The sequence below is a fragment of the Aestuariivirga litoralis genome (assembly GCF_015714715.1).
Classification (GTDB): domain Bacteria; phylum Pseudomonadota; class Alphaproteobacteria; order Rhizobiales; family Aestuariivirgaceae; genus Aestuariivirga; species Aestuariivirga litoralis_A.
The window spans coordinates 1,770,241-1,785,342 of the sequence record NZ_WAHS01000001.1 but is presented as its reverse complement, the minus strand read 5'-3'; the positions used below and the strand labels follow the sequence as shown (position 1 = coordinate 1,785,342).

Below are 15,102 nucleotides of genomic sequence, written 5' to 3'. Positions count from 1 at the left end.
TCCTAACTAGTTTGTAATCTTCAAATAGGAATATCCTTTGATTCAAGAGCTTATGTCGCCGGAAGCCTGGATTGCGCTAGGCAAGGTCATCATGATTGACCTCGTTTTGGCGGGCGACAATGCCATTGTGATCGGCATGGCGGCAGCGGGCCTTCCGGTCGCGCTGCGCAACAAGGCCATTCTCGTCGGCGTGATCGCCGCAACCGTGCTCCGCATTGCCTTTGCTTCGGTGGCTCTGTGGCTCCTGCAGATTATCGGCCTTCTGCTGGTCGGCGGCCTTCTCCTTCTTTGGGTGTGCTGGAAGATGTGGCGTGAATTGCGCCATCCGCATCAGGTTGATGCCAGCGGCCAGCCCGCCCCGAAGACCTTTGCCGCCGCCGCCTGGCAAATCGTGGTGGCAGACGTTTCCATGTCGCTGGACAATGTGCTGGCTGTGGCCGGTGCGGCCCGCGAACATCCCACCGTGCTGGTCATCGGCCTGGTGCTCTCGGTCGCCCTCATGGGCCTGGCCGCCAGCTTCATCGCCCGCCTGCTGAACCGCTTTAGCTGGATTGCCTATGTGGGCCTGGCCATCATATTCTATGTGGCGCTGGAAATGATCTATCGCGGCAGCCACGAAATTTGGCCCGCTTGGATCGCACCACTGCTCAGCTAACCGGCTTCTTCGCTTTCTTTGCAGGTGCCTTGGATGTGGCCTTCGCCGCTGGCTTTGCTGCGGCCTTAGGCGCGAGATAAGCCTTCAGTGCCTCAATCTCGTCCGGCTTCATATGCAGGCCCAGCTTTGAGCGCCGCCAGAGAATGTCATCGGCGGTCACCACAAATTCCTCGCGCTTCAGATATTCAATCTCGCGCTCAGACAGCGGCCCGATCATCGGCCCAAGTTCGGAGCCAAAGCGCGCCTCGCCCAAAATCTCTTCCATCTTGGTGCCGTATGAGCGGAACATGCGCTCCACATTCGCGGGCTTCAGGAAAGAATATTTCTTCTGCTGCGCAGCGAGATATGAACCCACTTGCGCATAAGGCAAACCGCCTGGCAATTGCGCCTTGGCGGTCCACGGCTTCTTCATCGTCGGGAAGAAAGGTGCCAACTTTTGCAGTGCCGCCTCAGCCAACTTGCGTGATGTGGTAATCTTGCCGCCAAACACCGACAGCATCGCCGCCTCACCCGGATTGCCTTCCACCTTCAGCACATAGTCGCGCGTGGCGGATTGCGCAGCACTCGCACCATCATCATAAAGCGGGCGGATGCCGGAATAGCTCCAGCGGATCGATTCCTTGCTGATCTTGCGGTTGAAATAGGCCTGCACCGAATGCAACAGATAGTCGGTCTCTTCCGCCGAAATGTCGGGCCGCCCAGGCTTGCCCTGATAGTCCAGATCGGTGGTGCCGATCAGCGTGAACTTGCCTTCATAAGGAATGGCGAAATCAATGCGCCCATCGGCATTCTGGAAGATGTAGCATTTGTCGTGTGTGTAGATCCGGTCCACAACGATATGGCTGCCCTTGACCATGCGGACTTTCGCGGCCTCGCTCTGGTGCACCACATTGGACAACACATCGCCGACCCAGGGCCCAGCTGCATTGATCAGGAATTTGGCTTGAATGGTCTCGGCCTTGCCATCTTTTTCAATGGCCAATTCCCATCCGCCGGCCTTGCGCTCAGCATGGGTCACTTTCGTCCGCGTGCGGATCTCAGCGCCCTTCTGCTTGGCATCCATGGCATAAAGCGCCACCAGCCGCGCGTCATTCACCCAGCAATCGGAATATTCCCAGCCATGGGTAAATTCCTCGCGCAACGGCTTGCCCGTTTCATCCTTGGCAAAATTGATGCTGCGCGTCGGCGGCAAAATCTTGCGGCCACCCAGATGGTCATACATAAACAACCCCAGCCGGATCAGCCAGCGCGGGCGCAGCCCCGCATGATGCGGCAATACAAACCGCAGTGGCCAGATGATATGCGGTGCCGCATTCAGCAGCACTTCGCGCTCGATCAACGCCTCGCGCACCAGCCGGAATTCGTAATATTCAAGATAGCGCAGCCCGCCATGAATGAGCTTGGTAGAAGCCGATGATGTGCCCGAAGCCAGGTCATCCTTTTCCGCCAGAAAAATGGAAAGCCCACGCCCGCTCGCATCGCGCGCAATCGCCGTGCCATTGATGCCGCCGCCGATGATGAACAGGTCGTATGTCAAATCAGGCCACCTTTTCAAACCTTATGCGGCAGGTTGCGTCTTCATTTCAACCCGCTATATCTGGGCAAATGCATAACCCAATTATCGCCGAAGTGACCCGTGGAAACGTCGTGGAAAGCCAGCACCGCGGTTTTTTCACCGTGGTTGATGAAACCGGAAAGGTCTTGACCAGTGCCGGCGATCCAACCGTCACATTTTTCCCGCGTTCCGCCATCAAAGCCTTTCAATGCCTGCCTTTGATCGAGACTGGTGCTGCCGATCGCTTCGGCCTGAACGACGAGGAAATCGCATTGTGCTGCTCCTCGCATAACGGCGAGCCCGAGCATGTCCGCGTCGCGCGCAGCATTCTCGCCAAGGCCGGTATCGACGAAGCCTGTTACGAATGCGGCGCGCAGATGCCATATGCCAAAGAGGCGAGCTACCAGTTGATCCGCGAGGGAAATAATCCCTTGCAAGTTCATAATTGCTGTTCAGGCAAGCATGCGGGCATGCTCGTGCTCGCCAAACATCTGGGCGCATCACTCACAAATTACATTGACGCAGAACACCCTGTGCAGCAGGCGGTCGCCGAGTGCCTCTCGCGTTACACGGGTGAAAATGTAAAAACCGCGGCCCGTGGCATCGATGGCTGTTCTGTACCCACTTGGGCCTTGCCGTTGCGCTCGGTGGCGCTCGCCTTTGCCAGGCTAGGGCGCGGTGATGCGCATTGCCAACGCATCATTTCGGCTGTGCGTGCCCATCCGGAAATGGTCGAAGGCAAAGGCGGTTTTGACACGAGAATCATGAACGCCGTGCCACGTCTGTTCATCAAATATGGAGCTGAAGGGTCTTTCTGCGGTTGTATTCCGCATGCCGGTTTGGGTTTCACCGTGAAAAGCGATGATGGCGCGCGCCGCGCAGTTGAGGTGGCTATCGCGCAGGTTCTCGGCGGACTGGAATGTTGGACGCCTGAAGAACAAAACGCCCTGCAGGAATTTACTGTGACGCATCTGCGCAACTGGCGCAAGCTTGATGTCGGCGATGTGCGGGCGGCCGTCTCCTAGATAATTTCGTCTTCGTCGGGCACCGTCTGCGCCGTCTTTGCCTTGGTCTTCAGCTTGGCAATGTGAAACAGCGCATCGCCGCGATTTACAATCGGCAGATGCGTGCGCCCGATGATGATGCCGTCATCATCCGCCATCACTGGCGCAGGGTTTTCCCCCAAAGGCCCGGTGATCGTGGCCACTTCTTCGCCCTCGCGCACCTTGTCGCCGCTGCGCCTTATCGTGTGCAGGATGCCGCCTTCCGGTGCCCGCAGCCAGCTGCTTGAGGATGTATGCACGGTCTGCGCATGGGGCGGGAGTTCGGGCGCCTCCACAATCATGCCGAGATGGCGCAATAACCGCCATGTGCCCTTCACGGCAGCGTCAATGGCCCCCTCATCGAAGCGCAAAGCCTCGCCACCTTCATAAAGCAGAACTTTCACACCGCGCTCGCCCGCTGTCTGACGCAGACTGCCATCACGCAGTTTTGCTGTCAGGATCACCGGCGGTGCAAAGGCCTCGGCCAATTTCATCAATTCGCTATCGCCGGGCGCAATTCGGATCTGCGGCAGGTTTGTGCGGTGAAGGGCGGCCGTGTGGAAATCAATGCCGAACTGGGACCGCACCACCACTTGCGTCAGGAACAAGTCCGCCAGCAGCGAGGCCAGCGAGCCCTTGTCTGATCCCGGAAAGCTGCGGTTGAGATCTCGCCTGTCCGGCATATAGCGTGAGTGATTGAGAAAGCCGAAGCTGTTGACGATCGGCACCGCGAGAACAGTGCCCGCCAGTGTGTGGGCGGAAATGCCAATCAGTGTGCGGCGGATGATTTCAACACCTTGGATTTCATCACCGTGCACGGCGGCCGCCATAAAGAATACCGGCCCCGGCTTACCGCCATGGATCACGTGCACAGGCAGGCTCATCTGGCTTGAATTGGCCAGCACCGAAACTGCCAGGTCAACGCGCTTGCTGCGCCCCGGCTGCACGGTCACCCCGCCAATTTCAAACCCCTTCACCGCCATGCCCCGATGCCCCTAATTCGCCCTCTAACCCTTGCCGCGCGTTTGCGTTTTGTGCGGCCGTGCTGACCGTTCGAGAAATTCGAAGATCGCCTTGGCCACATCCTTGCTCGTGGCCTCTTCAATCCCCTCCAGCCCCGGCGAGGAATTGACCTCCATCACAACAGGCCCGGTCTTGGAGCGCAAGAGGTCAACGCCCGCGACATTCAGGCCCATGGATTGCGTGGCCCGCAGCGCCGTGGCCTTTTCCTCGGCCGAAAGTTCAGTGCCGGCGGCACTTCCTCCACGGTGCAGATTGGAACGAAACTCGCCCTTGGGCCCCACGCGCTCCATCGCCGCCACGATCTTGCGGCCCACCACGAACACGCGCACATCCTTGCCCTCGGCTTCCTTGATGAATTGCTGGATCAGGATGTTCACATCCGCCCCATGAAACGCTTCGATCACCGACTTGGCCGAATTATGCGTTTCACCCAGCACCACGCCGATGCCTTGAGTGCCTTCTAGCAGCTTGATCACCACCGGCGCGCCACCGACCAGATTGAGAATTTCATCCGTACGCTGAGGATCATTGGCAAAGGCCGTGGCGGGCAAGTTCACGCCATCACGCGCCAGAAGCTGCATGCAGCGCAGCTTGTCGCGGCTGCGGCCGATAGCAACACTTTCATTGAGCGGATAAACCCCCATCATCTCGAATTGCCGTAGCACGGCGAGGCCATAGAAGGTGTGAGACGCAGCAATGCGCGGGATCACCGCGTCAAATCCTTCCAGCGTTTCGCCCCTGTAGCGCAGCTCCGGCTTGGCCTGGGTGATGCTCATATAGCAGCGCAGATAATCAATCGGCACGATCTCATGCCCGCGCGCTACTGCGGTTTCCATGATGCGCTGGTGCGAATAAAGTTTCGGGTTGCGGGTGAGGAGGCCAATTTTCATTTCGGGACCTTGCGGGGCGACAGAAGAAAGCTGCGGGCGGCGTGCACCAGGAAGCGGCCTTTGATGGCTTCGCGCCCCAGCAGCATGGGCATGCCCATGTCAGTGCGGTTGGTCAGGGTCACGGCCACCGGAAATTCATAGGGCCCGATGCGGACCAGGGTTTCAATCACGGGGCGAAGTTCACTCATGCCATTTGAGCTTTTAATACGTTTGAGGTCAGCCAATGGCGCAACGCAGTTCTTTTTATGGCCATCAATTTCAAGCGTAAAGTGCACCCGCCGCCCCGCATAGGCAATGAATTGCGCATGCAATGCCGCCGTCCGCGCCCCGGTATCCACCTTCGCCACCAGCTTCAGCTTGCCAAACTCCGGCAAAACCAAATGCTCCTTCCAGCCGATCAGAGGCAGGGCACGGGCAGGGATTCGCGGGGTGGTCATGGGGCGAGATTAGAACAGGGCGTTGAGCATTTGAAGCCTACATCCTGATCATCGTAATGCCGCTGCCCGCAAATCCACTCATCGCCATCAAGGCCGCTGGTGCCTCGTCCAGCCCGATCCTTTTGGTAATCATGCTCTGTGGCTTGAATTTGCCAGCCTCAATCATCGCCAGCATGGCGGGATAGCGATGCGCCTGCATGCCGTGGCTACCATAGATTTCCAGCTCATGGGCGATGATCCGGCTCATCGGCACAGTAGGTTCTGGCCCGTCATTCATCAGCCCCACCTGCACATGCCGCCCGCGCCGCCGGAGACAGGAAATGGAATTATAGGACGTGACCTTGTGCCCAAGCGCATCAAGCGAAACCTGCGCCCCACCTTTGGTGAACTCGCGGATGGCACCCACCACATCACCGGATTTGCCATTGATGGTGAACGACGCACCCAGCGCGCGGGCCAGCGCTAGCTTCTCATCATCGACATCGACTGCGATCACAATGCCACCCACAGCGGCACCGATCATCACAGCGGAAAGGCCCACACCGCCGCAGCCGTGCACGGCGATGAATTCCCCGCCCTTCAGTTTTGCCTGGTCCACCACCGCACGGAAAGACGTGGCAAAGCGGCAACCCAAGGCAGCCGCCGTTTCATAATCCATCGCATCCGGCAGGCGCACCACATTGGCATCGGCATAATCCAGCGCCACATAATCGGCGAAGGAACCCCAGGCTGTGAAACCCGGCTGGAACTGGCTTTCGCAGACCTGCTGATTGCCGCTGTGGCATTCAGCACAATGCCCGCAGCCGGAAACGAAGGGCACCGTCACTCGGTCGCCGATTTTGAAATTCCGGATATCCTTGCCCAGCGCCACAACCGTACCGGCCAGTTCGTGCCCCGGCACATGCGGCAGATGAATGTCGCTGTCATGCCCCATCCAGCCATGGAAATCGCTGCGGCAAAGCCCGGTGGCTTCCACCTTCACCACCAGCCCTCCGGCGGCTGGCCTGGGGTCTTTAACGGTGGAGATGACGGGCGGCTGTTCAAACTTCTCGTAATAGACGGCACGCATCTATGCCCCCCAGGTGAGTTCGAGAACCCGCAGCCAGTTTTTATGCGTCAGCTTTTCAATCAATGGGGTGCCAAAGCCGGCTTGCTCCATCGCGGTGACGAGATGCGGCAGTCCAGCCACATCCCCGATGAAATCCGGAATGGTCGCACCATCGAAATCCGAGCCCAGGCCCACGCTATCCTCACCCGCAATCTTGATCATGTGTTCGAGATGGCGGATCAGCCGCTCCGGCGGAATGTTGCGGTCCATCAAACCGTCGTTCTGTAGAAAATCAATCGCGTAATTCAGGCCCACCATGCCCTTGCTCTCGCCAATGGCGCGCAGCTGGTCGTCGGTAAGGTTGCGCGATGAAGCGCAAAGCGCATGCACATTGCTGTGGGTGGCAATCAGCGGCGCATTGCTCAGCTTCGCCACATCCCAGAAACCCTTGAGATTGAAATGCGAGAGATCAACCACGATGCGCTTCTGGTTGCAAGCGGCAACCAGCGCCTTGCCGGCCTCGCTCAAACCGCCGCCATGATCGGCGCTTGAAGGCCAGGCAAACGGCACGCCGTTGCCGAACACATTGTTGCGGCTCCACACCGGGCCCAGCGAGCGCAGGCCGCGTGCATAAAGCTCATCCAACCCTTCAAGCTCAGGCCCGATGGCCTCGCAGCCTTCCATATGCAGCACAGCGGCAATGGCGCCTTCACTCATCGCCAGCCGCATGTCAGCCGCAGTCAGGCAATGGCGGAAACCGTGGTTCGGCACATCGGTGACCAGCGCGTCGAAAATTTCCAGCTGCTCTTCGGCAGCCGTTTGCGCGGTTTCAAGATCAACCGGCGGATAGGGCGGCGGGTTCAGCGTCTGATAGGTATGGCCTTGGTCGGCATTGGAAGGCACGAACATAGCAAACATGCCGCCGGCAAAATGCCCGTCATGCATGCGCGGCAAATCAAGCTGGCCGCGCGGGCGGCCGTCGATGAATTCAGAAACGGCTGCGGCAGGTGTTTTCTGCCACAGCCGGAAAAGAAGGTCGTTATGACCGTCAAGAATTTGCAAGATCGATCAGGCCTTGGAGAAAAGCTGCTCGACATAATCCCAGTTGATGAGATTATCGACAAACGCTTCCAGATACTTCGGACGCGCATTGCGGTAGTCGATGTAATAGCTGTGTTCCCACACGTCGACACCGAGGATCGGGGTTGATCCGGTCATCAGCGGGTTTTCGCCATTGGCGCTCTTCGCGATGGAAAGCTTTCCATCCTTCACAGCCAGCCAGGCCCAGCCGGAGCCGAACTGCGTCACGCCGGCTTGCACAAAGTCAGTGCGGAACTTGTCATAGCCGCCGAGGTCGGAATCAATCGCAGCCTGCAGCTTGGCGGGGATCTTCTTGCCGCCGCCATTGGGCTTCATCCAGTTCCAGAAATGCAGGTGGTTATAATGCTGGCCCACATTGTTGATCAGGCCGGCATTCTTTTCAGCATAGGCCTTCTTCACGATCTCTTCGAGCGGCAGCGAAGCCAGCGGCGAGTCCTTCAAGAGGTTGTTGCCATTGGTCACATAAGCCTGGTGATGCTTGTCGTGATGGAACTCCAAGGTCTCCTTCGACATGTAAGGGCCGAGGGCATCATAGGCATAGGGGAGGGCAGGGAGTTCAAGGGCCATGGGTTTTCTCCATTTCAGAGGCGTTGTTTGGAAGCCTTATCTAGGCGTTTGAAGCCACGCCCGCAAGCGGCGCAGGAGCAGCCTTCTTGCAGATTTTACAATGCAGTAATGCGTCGAAAGGTTCCTGCGTGTCAGCCGCGCAGCAGTGGAATGCCCATCACTGCCTGCGCAAAGGTGAAAGCGCACAGGCCAATGCACGCAAGAGCGGCAAGATAGACCCAACGCCTATCTCCAGTCAGCGCGGCCAGCGGCAGCACTTGTGCGGTGTGCAGCCCGATGAAATGCGCCACGCGCAAATCGCCGCCAGATGTGCTCCAACCGAAGAAACCGAGGCCATGAGCATCGCTCATCTCGCCACCCACCCAGTGGCCCTGTTGCTGGCTGAGATAGATGCCCGCCGCCGTGCCGATCAGCATGCCCAGCGTCAAGCCCAGCGCCGCCGACTCATGCATCAAACTTTCGCGCCGCAAGCTCCAGAGTTTGAAGCCGATAAACAGCGCCGTCAGGCTGATCGTCACCGCGCCCAGCCCCATGAGCGCATAGGCGATATTGGCAAACAGGCTGCTTGTATTGAAATGCGAAGCCTCGCCCTGCGCGGCACGGAGGGTGATGTAAGCAAGCTCTCCAAACGCTGCGATGCTCATGGCAATCGCAGCACGCCGTGGCCGCACTTTCTCCGGCATCAGCGAAAGCGCAAAGGAAACCGTGGCAAATTGTACGATGAGCGAGAGAAAGAATTTCGCCGGCTTGTCCCACACCGAAACGCCAATGATCTGGCGCTGATCCACTAACATCAGGCCAAGGCAGATCACCAGACCCGCCGCCATCACCTGCATGCAGCGCCACAGCACGGGTGATCCATCGCGGATGTCGCGCAGCACATCAGCCGCCGGTGTCACAGCGAGATCACGCATGGCGCACCAGCATCAACCGCGCGATGAAGAAGGCGAGAACCCCAATCGGCCCAAACAGAAATGTCAGCGGCAGGATGAGGATCAGCACCCACCGCGTCATCCCCAGAGCCAATACTTGCTGCGCAATCCACGCGCCGATGAACAGATCAAACGCGAGATAATGCACCCAGCCCGCCAGCGCCGCCCAGGGCGCAGTGAACAGCAATTGCACATTGGTGAGCGTGTCGAAGCCGCCCGGTGCGGAGAAGAAAAAGAACAGGATGAGGATGGCGTAGGCCGCTGACAGCGTAATCGGCCAGACCCGCCCGGCCCAAAGGGTGATCAGGCGATCACGGCGGAAAATTACCCCCGCCACCAGCACAATCCAGCCGAGAAGGGCAAATCCATTGGCGAGGGAGAACAGGAAGGCAGGTTGCATCGTCAATCCAATCTTTACGTTGTAAAGTTCAATACCTCATTATCTTGACGCCGTCAACATATATTTTTACATTGTCAAGATGCGCATCGCCGCCTAAACCGGGCCGTGGCCAAAACCTATCATCACGGTGATCTTCACGAGCAACTCCTGAATGCGGGGGAGCAGGCTTTGACCGAAATGCCGGTCGATAAAGTCTCCCTGCGGGAAATTGCCCGCCGCGCCGGGGTTTCGCACGCGGCACCCAAGCATCATTTCCCCTCGCTTGGCCATTTGCTGGCGGAAATCGCGGCGCGGGGTTTCAGCCGGTTCATCGCAGCACTCGATGAAGGTGCCGATACGGCGCGCGATCAAACCCCCGCCGGCCGCCTCACCGCCATGGGCCGTGCCTATCTGCAATTTGCCACTGATAATCCGGCGGTCTATCAGCTGATGTTCGGCCAGCGTGAACCCATGGTGATGACGCCGCGTCTTACGGAGGCATCGTATGATGCCTGGCAGCAGATCGTGAATGCTGTTGCCGCCGTCACCGGCCAGGCGCGCGCGCCCATGGGTGCCATCCATGTCTGGTCATCCGTACACGGATTATCCTTGCTGAAGCTGGCCCAGCGCATCCCGCCCGATGTGCCATTGCATAATGTGGCTGAATCGCAGGTGCGCATGTTGATTGAAGGGTTGCAAGCTGAATGATTGATCTAACGACTCTCGCCAGTCTTGCAGGGGTAGCTCTGGTTGCGGGTTTTGTGGACTCCATCGCGGGCGGCGGCGGATTGCTGGCGTTGCCCTCGCTGCTGCTCGCGGGACTCGATCCTGTCTCGGCCTTGGCCACCAACAAATTGCAAGGCACGTTCGGCACGGCCTCCGCCACCCACACATTCTGGAAGCGCGGCCTGCTGCATCCCGCCCAGCACAAATACGCGGTGTTCATGGTCTTCATCGGCGCAGCCCTCGGCGTGCTGGCGGTTCACTACGCGCCCACGCGGCTGCTCTCCGGCGCTTTGCCCCCGCTGCTTATTCTGATCGCGCTTTATTTTGCTTTTTCCCCACGCCTGTCGGACGAGGCCTCGCATCCACGCCTGAAGCCGCAATGGTTCACCTTCGGCTTTGCACCAGTGATCGGCTTCTATGACGGTATCTTTGGCCCCGGCACCGGCTCGTTCTTCATGCTGGCGCTGGTGACATTGTTTGGCCTCGGCATGGTGGAAGCGACGGGCCGCACCAAGCTGTTCAACTTCACTTCAAATGCCGCCTCGCTCATTCTCTTTGCACTAGGCGGTAAGATCATCTGGATCATCGGCCTGGTCATGGGCGTGGGCCAATTGATAGGCGCGCAGATCGGCGCCCGGATGGCCATCCGCAATGGCACGAAGCTTATCCGCCCCTTGCTGGTGGTGGTCTGCATCGCGATGGCTGCAAAGCTGCTGGCAGACCCGAACAATCCAGTGCGGCAACTGCTCAGGCTTTAGCTAAACGCCTGCAGCCCAGTCTGTGCGCGGCCGAGGATCAGCGCATGCACATCGGCCGTGCCTTCATAGGTGTTGACCGTTTCCAGATTCACCATGTGGCGGATCACGTGATACTCATCCGAAATGCCGTTGCCGCCATGCATGTCGCGCGCCGCACGCGCCACATCTAGGGCCTTGAGGCAGTTGTTGCGCTTCATCAGCGAGATGGCAATCGGCGAAACCGTGCCGCGCTCCAGCCCGCGCCCGAGCGACAGGCAAGCATGCAGGCCCAGCGTAATCTCGGTCTGCATCTGCGCCAGCTTCATCTGAATGAGCTGTGTGGCCGCCAACGGTCTGCCAAACATTTTGCGGTCCAACGTATATTGCCGCGCCCGGTGCCAGCAATCTTCCGCTGCACCCATCGTACCCCAGGCAATACCGAAGCGCGCCTTGTTCAGACACGAGAATGGTCCGCTCAAACCCTTGGCCTTGGGCAGCATGGCGCTTTCCGGAATCTCAACATTATCCAGCACGATCTCGCCGGTGATCGAAGCCCGTAAAGAAACCTTGCCCTTGATCTCCGGCGTCGAGAATCCTTTGGTGCCGCGCTCAACGATGAAGCCGCGAATATCGCCCGCCTCATCCTTGGCCCAGACAATGGCAATGTCTGCGATCGGCGAATTGGTGATCCAGATCTTCGCCCCATTCAGCACAAAGCCGTTTGAAGTTTTCTTCGCGCGCGTCTTCATACCACCCGGATCAGAACCGGCATCAGGCTCGGTCAGCCCAAAGCAGCCGATCAATTCCGCCGTGGCCAGCTTCGGCAGATATTTCTTCTTCTGTTCGTCGCTGCCCCATTCCTCAATCGGATGCATCACCAGCGAATTCTGCACACTCATCGCCGAGCGATAACCACTATCAACGCGCTCAATCTCGCGCGCCGCCAGGCCGTAAGCCACATAGTTCAGCCCAGCGCCGCCAAATTCCTCTGCCGTCATCATGCCGAGGAAGCCCATCGCCCCAAGCTCGGTCATGATCTCGCGGTCAAACTTCTCCTCGCGGAATGCCATCTTCACCCGCGGCATCAGCTTGTCCGCCGCAAAGGCCCTCGCGGAATCGCGGATCATCCGTTCTTCGTCGGTCAGCAGGCTCTCAAGGTCCAGCGGGTCTTCCCAGTTGAATTCTGCACTCTTCGCCATCTTATTCTCTCACTTGATCAGCGCCGACAGCGCCTTGAATTCCGGGGTACCGGCTTTGCCGGCCAGTTCGAATATAGCCATTTCCACATTTATCGCTTCAACGCCAGCAAAGCGCATCCGCTCCAGCGCCAGGTCAACCGAGTCTTGCGCGCGCGACGAAATCGCATTGGCCACCACGAACACATCAAAGCCCGCCTGCTTCAGGTCGATGGCCGATTGCAACACGCAAACATGCGCCTCAATACCGCCGATGATCACTTGGCTGAATCCGCTTTTCTGCATGATGGAAAAATGCGCTCGCAAAGGATCATCCTGCCACACTGAAAAAGCCAGCTTGTCGAAGATCATCGCATTGCGCGTATCAAGCGCTGCCACCGTTGGCCCCAGGCCTTTGGGATATTGCTGCGACTGGATGATCGGTAGATCCAGCGCCTCAGCCGCCTTGATCAGCACATTGCAATTGGCCACCACGCGTTCAGGCTGCTGCATCACGGGCAGCAGGCGCTCCTGCACATCCACCACCAGCAGGCAGGCTCTGGCGGCTTCAATCAGCATTCAGCTTTCCCGAAATCTTGAGGCCAAAGGCATAAACCTCGGCCACTTCCTTCAATTGGTCGAAGCGCCCTGAGGCACCGCCATGGCCCGCACTCATAATAGTTTTGAGCAGCAGCAGATTTTTGTCAGTCTTCTTGGCGCGCAGATTGGCCACCCATTTGGCGGGCTCCCAATAGGTTACGCGCGGATCAGTCAAACCACCAATCGCAAAAATATGCGGATAGTCTTTGGCCGCAACATTATCGACGGGCGAATAAGACGCGATGGTCTCGTAAGCCTTTTTGTCGGCAATCGGGTTGCCCCATTCCGGCCATTCCGGCGGCGTGAGGGGCAGCGTGTCATCCAGCATGGTGGTCAGCACATCAACGAACGGCACTTCCGCCACGATGCCGCCGAAAACCTCCGGCGCCATATTGGCCACAGCGCCCATCAGCATGCCGCCCGCACTGCCGCCCTGCGCGACGATTTTTTTCTCGGAGGTAAATTTCTGCGCGATCAAATACCGCGCGGAGGAAATGAAATCCTTGAACGTGTTGGTCTTGTGCTCAAGCTTGCCCTTTTTATACCAGGCCCGGCCCTTTTCCTGCCCGCCTCGCACATGCGCAATCGCGTAAACAAAGCCACGGTTCACCAGCGAGAAAACAGAAGTGTTGAAACCCGCCGGCATTGAAAGCCCGTAAGAGCCGTAGCCATACAGCCAGAGAGGTGCCGTGCCATCCAGCTTCGTCGTCTTCTTGTAGAGCAGGGTGACGGGGATCAGCTCGCCGTCATGCGCCGGCGCCATCACACGGCGCGCCACATAGTGCGATGGATCATGGCCGGAAGGAATTTCCTGCGTCTTGCGCAACACCCGTTCGCGCGTGCGCATATTGTAGTCGAAAACCTGTCCCGGCGTGGTGGGCGATGAATAGGTGAAACGCAGGGTCTCGGTGTCGAATTCCCGCATCTCGCCAAAGCCCAGCGAATAGGCCTCTTCGTCGAAGGCGATGGCATGTTCCGCGCCCGATTTCATCTCGCGGATCACGATGCGCGGCAGGGCATTCTCGCGCTCCAGCCGCACCATGTAATTCTGGAAAATGCCGAAGCTCACGATAAAGATGCCCGGCCGGTGCGGAATTAGATCCTTCCAGTTGGCCAGCGATGGATCAGCCACCGGCGCTTCCATTATTTTATAGTCCTCAGCACCACCTGCATTGGTGCGGATGATGAAACGGTCATTCCAGTCCTGCAGGTCGTATTCAATTTTCTCGCTGCGCGAGACAACCAGCCTGGGCTTCGCTTTAGGTTTGGCCGCATCGATCAGCCACACTTCCGAATTCTCATGATCGTGAATGCTGATCTTGATGAAGCGTTCCGACGCGGTGGAACCCACCGAGGTGAACAGCCCCGTATCCTTCTCGTTGAATACCAGTTTGTCGTCGGCTTGCTTGGCGCCGAGCTCATGGCGATAGGTTTTCAGCGGGCGGTGGTTGTCGTCCTGAACAGTATAGAAAAAGCTTTTGCCATCCATCGCCCAGGCGGCATCACCCGTCGTGTTTTTCAAACGGTCGCGCTTGTCCTTGCCGGATTTCAGATCGCGCACCCGCATCTCGTAGAATTCCGAGCCATTGTCATCAAAGCTCCAGGCGGCCAGCGTCTGGTCTTCATTGAGGTCGGGCGAGCCCATGGAGAAATATTTCTTGCCCTTGGCCAGTGCATTGCCGTCAAACAGCAGCTCAGGCTTCTTCGCGTCCTTGGCCTTGCGCCAGTAAAGCGGATATTGCCCACCCTTCTTGTAGCTGGAATGATAGGTCCACGCGCCCTGCACGGCGGGCACCGATGAATCATCCTGCTTGATGCGGCCCTTGAGTTCCTTGAACAGTACTTTCTGCAGCGCCGCCGTGTCGGCCATCTCGGCCTTGGCGAACTTGTTTTCGGCTTCCAGATAGCTGCGGATGTCCTTCGCTAAAACCTCAGGCTTGTGCATCACCTCTTGCCAGTTTGCGGCCTTCAACCACTTGTAGTCATCTTGCTTCACGTGGCCATGCCAAGTTTCAGGGCTGGGCACGCGTTTGCAAATGGGAGGAGTTTTCAAAGTGAGGAGATCCTGTTTGGTCATGGAATTTACCTAGCGTTTACCATAGCCGCAACAGGCGTAAACGCACATCAAGGGCTTAGCGGGTCGGTTAAGAAGTTTTAAAAAACGAACGTGATTTTATCGACCCTGGTAAGAGGTGTGGCGGCGAATAGATCTTGGACCGGTTAGTAACAGAGAA

General features: G+C 58.3%; 16 protein-coding genes. 4 read left to right on the top strand and 12 right to left on the bottom strand.

The window, feature by feature from the left end; translation table 11 throughout:
- Nucleotides 1-52 precede the first annotated feature (52 nt).
- On the top strand, nt 53-655 hold the full coding sequence (locus tag F8B91_RS09135) for a TerC family protein (RefSeq protein ID WP_196503952.1): 603 nt from the start codon (nt 53-55) through the stop codon (nt 653-655).
- Here the strand turns inward: F8B91_RS09135 and glpD are convergent.
- Complete coding sequence (gene glpD / locus F8B91_RS09130) at nt 648-2,192, bottom strand: glycerol-3-phosphate dehydrogenase (protein WP_246715002.1); 1,545 nt, start codon at nt 2,190-2,192, stop codon at nt 648-650. The two genes, F8B91_RS09135 and glpD, sit on opposite strands and share 8 nt — an antisense overlap.
- A 68-nt stretch (nt 2,193-2,260) precedes the next feature.
- Here glpD and F8B91_RS09125 point away from each other — a divergent pair, with 68 nt between their 5' ends.
- Nucleotides 2,261-3,235 (top strand): asparaginase, encoded by a 975-nt coding sequence (locus F8B91_RS09125; protein WP_196503396.1) that lies wholly within the window; start codon nt 2,261-2,263, stop codon nt 3,233-3,235.
- Here the strand turns inward: F8B91_RS09125 and F8B91_RS09120 are convergent.
- The 8 genes from F8B91_RS09120 to F8B91_RS09085 form a co-directional block, all read right to left on the bottom strand.
- Nucleotides 3,232-4,236 (bottom strand): succinylglutamate desuccinylase/aspartoacylase family protein, encoded by a 1,005-nt coding sequence (locus F8B91_RS09120; RefSeq protein WP_196503395.1) that lies wholly within the window; start codon nt 4,234-4,236, stop codon nt 3,232-3,234. The two genes, F8B91_RS09125 and F8B91_RS09120, sit on opposite strands and share 4 nt — an antisense overlap.
- 24 nt (nt 4,237-4,260) lie before the next feature.
- On the bottom strand, nt 4,261-5,166 hold the full coding sequence (rimK, locus tag F8B91_RS09115; RefSeq protein WP_196503394.1) for a 30S ribosomal protein S6--L-glutamate ligase: 906 nt from the start codon (nt 5,164-5,166) through the stop codon (nt 4,261-4,263).
- Nucleotides 5,163-5,603 (bottom strand): ATP-dependent zinc protease family protein, encoded by a 441-nt coding sequence (locus F8B91_RS09110; protein WP_196503393.1) that lies wholly within the window; start codon nt 5,601-5,603, stop codon nt 5,163-5,165. Before F8B91_RS09110 ends, rimK begins: the two co-directional genes overlap by 4 nt.
- 37 nt (nt 5,604-5,640) lie before the next feature.
- On the bottom strand, nt 5,641-6,672 hold the full coding sequence (locus tag F8B91_RS09105) for a zinc-dependent alcohol dehydrogenase family protein (RefSeq protein WP_196503392.1): 1,032 nt from the start codon (nt 6,670-6,672) through the stop codon (nt 5,641-5,643).
- Nucleotides 6,673-7,713, bottom strand: a complete 1,041-nt coding sequence (locus F8B91_RS09100; RefSeq protein WP_210324348.1) for a dipeptidase — start codon at nt 7,711-7,713, stop codon at nt 6,673-6,675. It lies immediately after the preceding gene.
- Nucleotides 7,714-7,719: 6 nt separating this feature from the next.
- Entirely contained in the window at nt 7,720-8,319 is a 600-nt protein-coding gene (locus tag F8B91_RS09095) for a superoxide dismutase (RefSeq protein ID WP_196503391.1), read from the bottom strand.
- 131 nt (nt 8,320-8,450) lie between these two features.
- Nucleotides 8,451-9,233 (bottom strand): hypothetical protein, encoded by a 783-nt coding sequence (locus F8B91_RS09090; RefSeq protein WP_196503390.1) that lies wholly within the window; start codon nt 9,231-9,233, stop codon nt 8,451-8,453.
- Nucleotides 9,226-9,651 carry an abscisic acid-deficient protein Aba4 family protein gene (locus F8B91_RS09085; protein ID WP_196503389.1) on the bottom strand — a complete coding sequence of 142 codons (426 nt, stop codon included), beginning with the start codon at nt 9,649-9,651 and terminating at the stop codon, nt 9,226-9,228. The genes F8B91_RS09090 and F8B91_RS09085 overlap by 8 nt, the downstream gene beginning before the upstream one ends.
- A gap of 105 nt (nt 9,652-9,756) precedes the next feature.
- Between F8B91_RS09085 and F8B91_RS09080 the strand changes: the two genes are divergently transcribed.
- Nucleotides 9,757-10,338, top strand: coding sequence for a WHG domain-containing protein (locus F8B91_RS09080; protein WP_196503388.1), 582 nt, complete (start codon nt 9,757-9,759; stop codon nt 10,336-10,338).
- Nucleotides 10,335-11,114, top strand: a complete 780-nt coding sequence (locus F8B91_RS09075; RefSeq protein WP_196503387.1) for a TSUP family transporter — start codon at nt 10,335-10,337, stop codon at nt 11,112-11,114. Before F8B91_RS09080 ends, F8B91_RS09075 begins: the two co-directional genes overlap by 4 nt.
- On the opposite strand, the gene F8B91_RS09070 is transcribed toward F8B91_RS09075, so the two are convergent.
- From F8B91_RS09070 to F8B91_RS09060, 3 genes are read right to left on the bottom strand one after another with little or no spacing between them, the layout of a single operon-like run.
- Complete coding sequence (locus F8B91_RS09070; protein WP_196503386.1) at nt 11,111-12,292, bottom strand: acyl-CoA dehydrogenase; 1,182 nt, start codon at nt 12,290-12,292, stop codon at nt 11,111-11,113. The two genes, F8B91_RS09075 and F8B91_RS09070, sit on opposite strands and share 4 nt — an antisense overlap.
- Before the next feature lie 9 nt (nt 12,293-12,301).
- Nucleotides 12,302-12,847: an isochorismatase family protein gene (locus tag F8B91_RS09065; RefSeq protein ID WP_196503385.1), complete on the bottom strand. Its 546-nt coding sequence runs from the start codon at nt 12,845-12,847 to the stop codon at nt 12,302-12,304.
- On the bottom strand, nt 12,837-14,945 hold the full coding sequence (locus tag F8B91_RS09060; RefSeq protein WP_196503384.1) for a S9 family peptidase: 2,109 nt from the start codon (nt 14,943-14,945) through the stop codon (nt 12,837-12,839). Before F8B91_RS09060 ends, F8B91_RS09065 begins: the two co-directional genes overlap by 11 nt.
- Nucleotides 14,946-15,102: the final 157 nt, after the last annotated feature.

What these genes read in the sequence shown, in the direction of transcription:
- F8B91_RS09075 (WP_196503387.1), top strand. Translation starts at nt 10,335, where the DNA reads ATGATTGATCTAACGACTCTCGCCAGTCTTGCAGGGGTAGCTCTGGTT.
- F8B91_RS09090 (WP_196503390.1), bottom strand. Translation starts at nt 9,233, where the DNA reads ATGCGTGATCTCGCTGTGACACCGGCGGCTGATGTGCTGCGCGACATC.
- F8B91_RS09065 (WP_196503385.1), bottom strand. Translation starts at nt 12,847, where the DNA reads ATGCTGATTGAAGCCGCCAGAGCCTGCCTGCTGGTGGTGGATGTGCAG.
- F8B91_RS09070 (WP_196503386.1), bottom strand. Translation starts at nt 12,292, where the DNA reads ATGGCGAAGAGTGCAGAATTCAACTGGGAAGACCCGCTGGACCTTGAG.
- F8B91_RS09085 (WP_196503389.1), bottom strand. Translation starts at nt 9,651, where the DNA reads ATGCAACCTGCCTTCCTGTTCTCCCTCGCCAATGGATTTGCCCTTCTC.
- F8B91_RS09120 (WP_196503395.1), bottom strand. Translation starts at nt 4,236, where the DNA reads ATGGCGGTGAAGGGGTTTGAAATTGGCGGGGTGACCGTGCAGCCGGGG.
- F8B91_RS09125 (WP_196503396.1), top strand. Translation starts at nt 2,261, where the DNA reads ATGCATAACCCAATTATCGCCGAAGTGACCCGTGGAAACGTCGTGGAA.
- F8B91_RS09110 (WP_196503393.1), bottom strand. Translation starts at nt 5,603, where the DNA reads ATGACCACCCCGCGAATCCCTGCCCGTGCCCTGCCTCTGATCGGCTGG.
- F8B91_RS09135 (WP_196503952.1), top strand. Translation starts at nt 53, where the DNA reads ATGTCGCCGGAAGCCTGGATTGCGCTAGGCAAGGTCATCATGATTGAC.
- F8B91_RS09060 (WP_196503384.1), bottom strand. Translation starts at nt 14,945, where the DNA reads ATGACCAAACAGGATCTCCTCACTTTGAAAACTCCTCCCATTTGCAAA.
- F8B91_RS09095 (WP_196503391.1), bottom strand. Translation starts at nt 8,319, where the DNA reads ATGGCCCTTGAACTCCCTGCCCTCCCCTATGCCTATGATGCCCTCGGC.
- F8B91_RS09105 (WP_196503392.1), bottom strand. Translation starts at nt 6,672, where the DNA reads ATGCGTGCCGTCTATTACGAGAAGTTTGAACAGCCGCCCGTCATCTCC.
- rimK (WP_196503394.1), bottom strand. Translation starts at nt 5,166, where the DNA reads ATGAAAATTGGCCTCCTCACCCGCAACCCGAAACTTTATTCGCACCAG.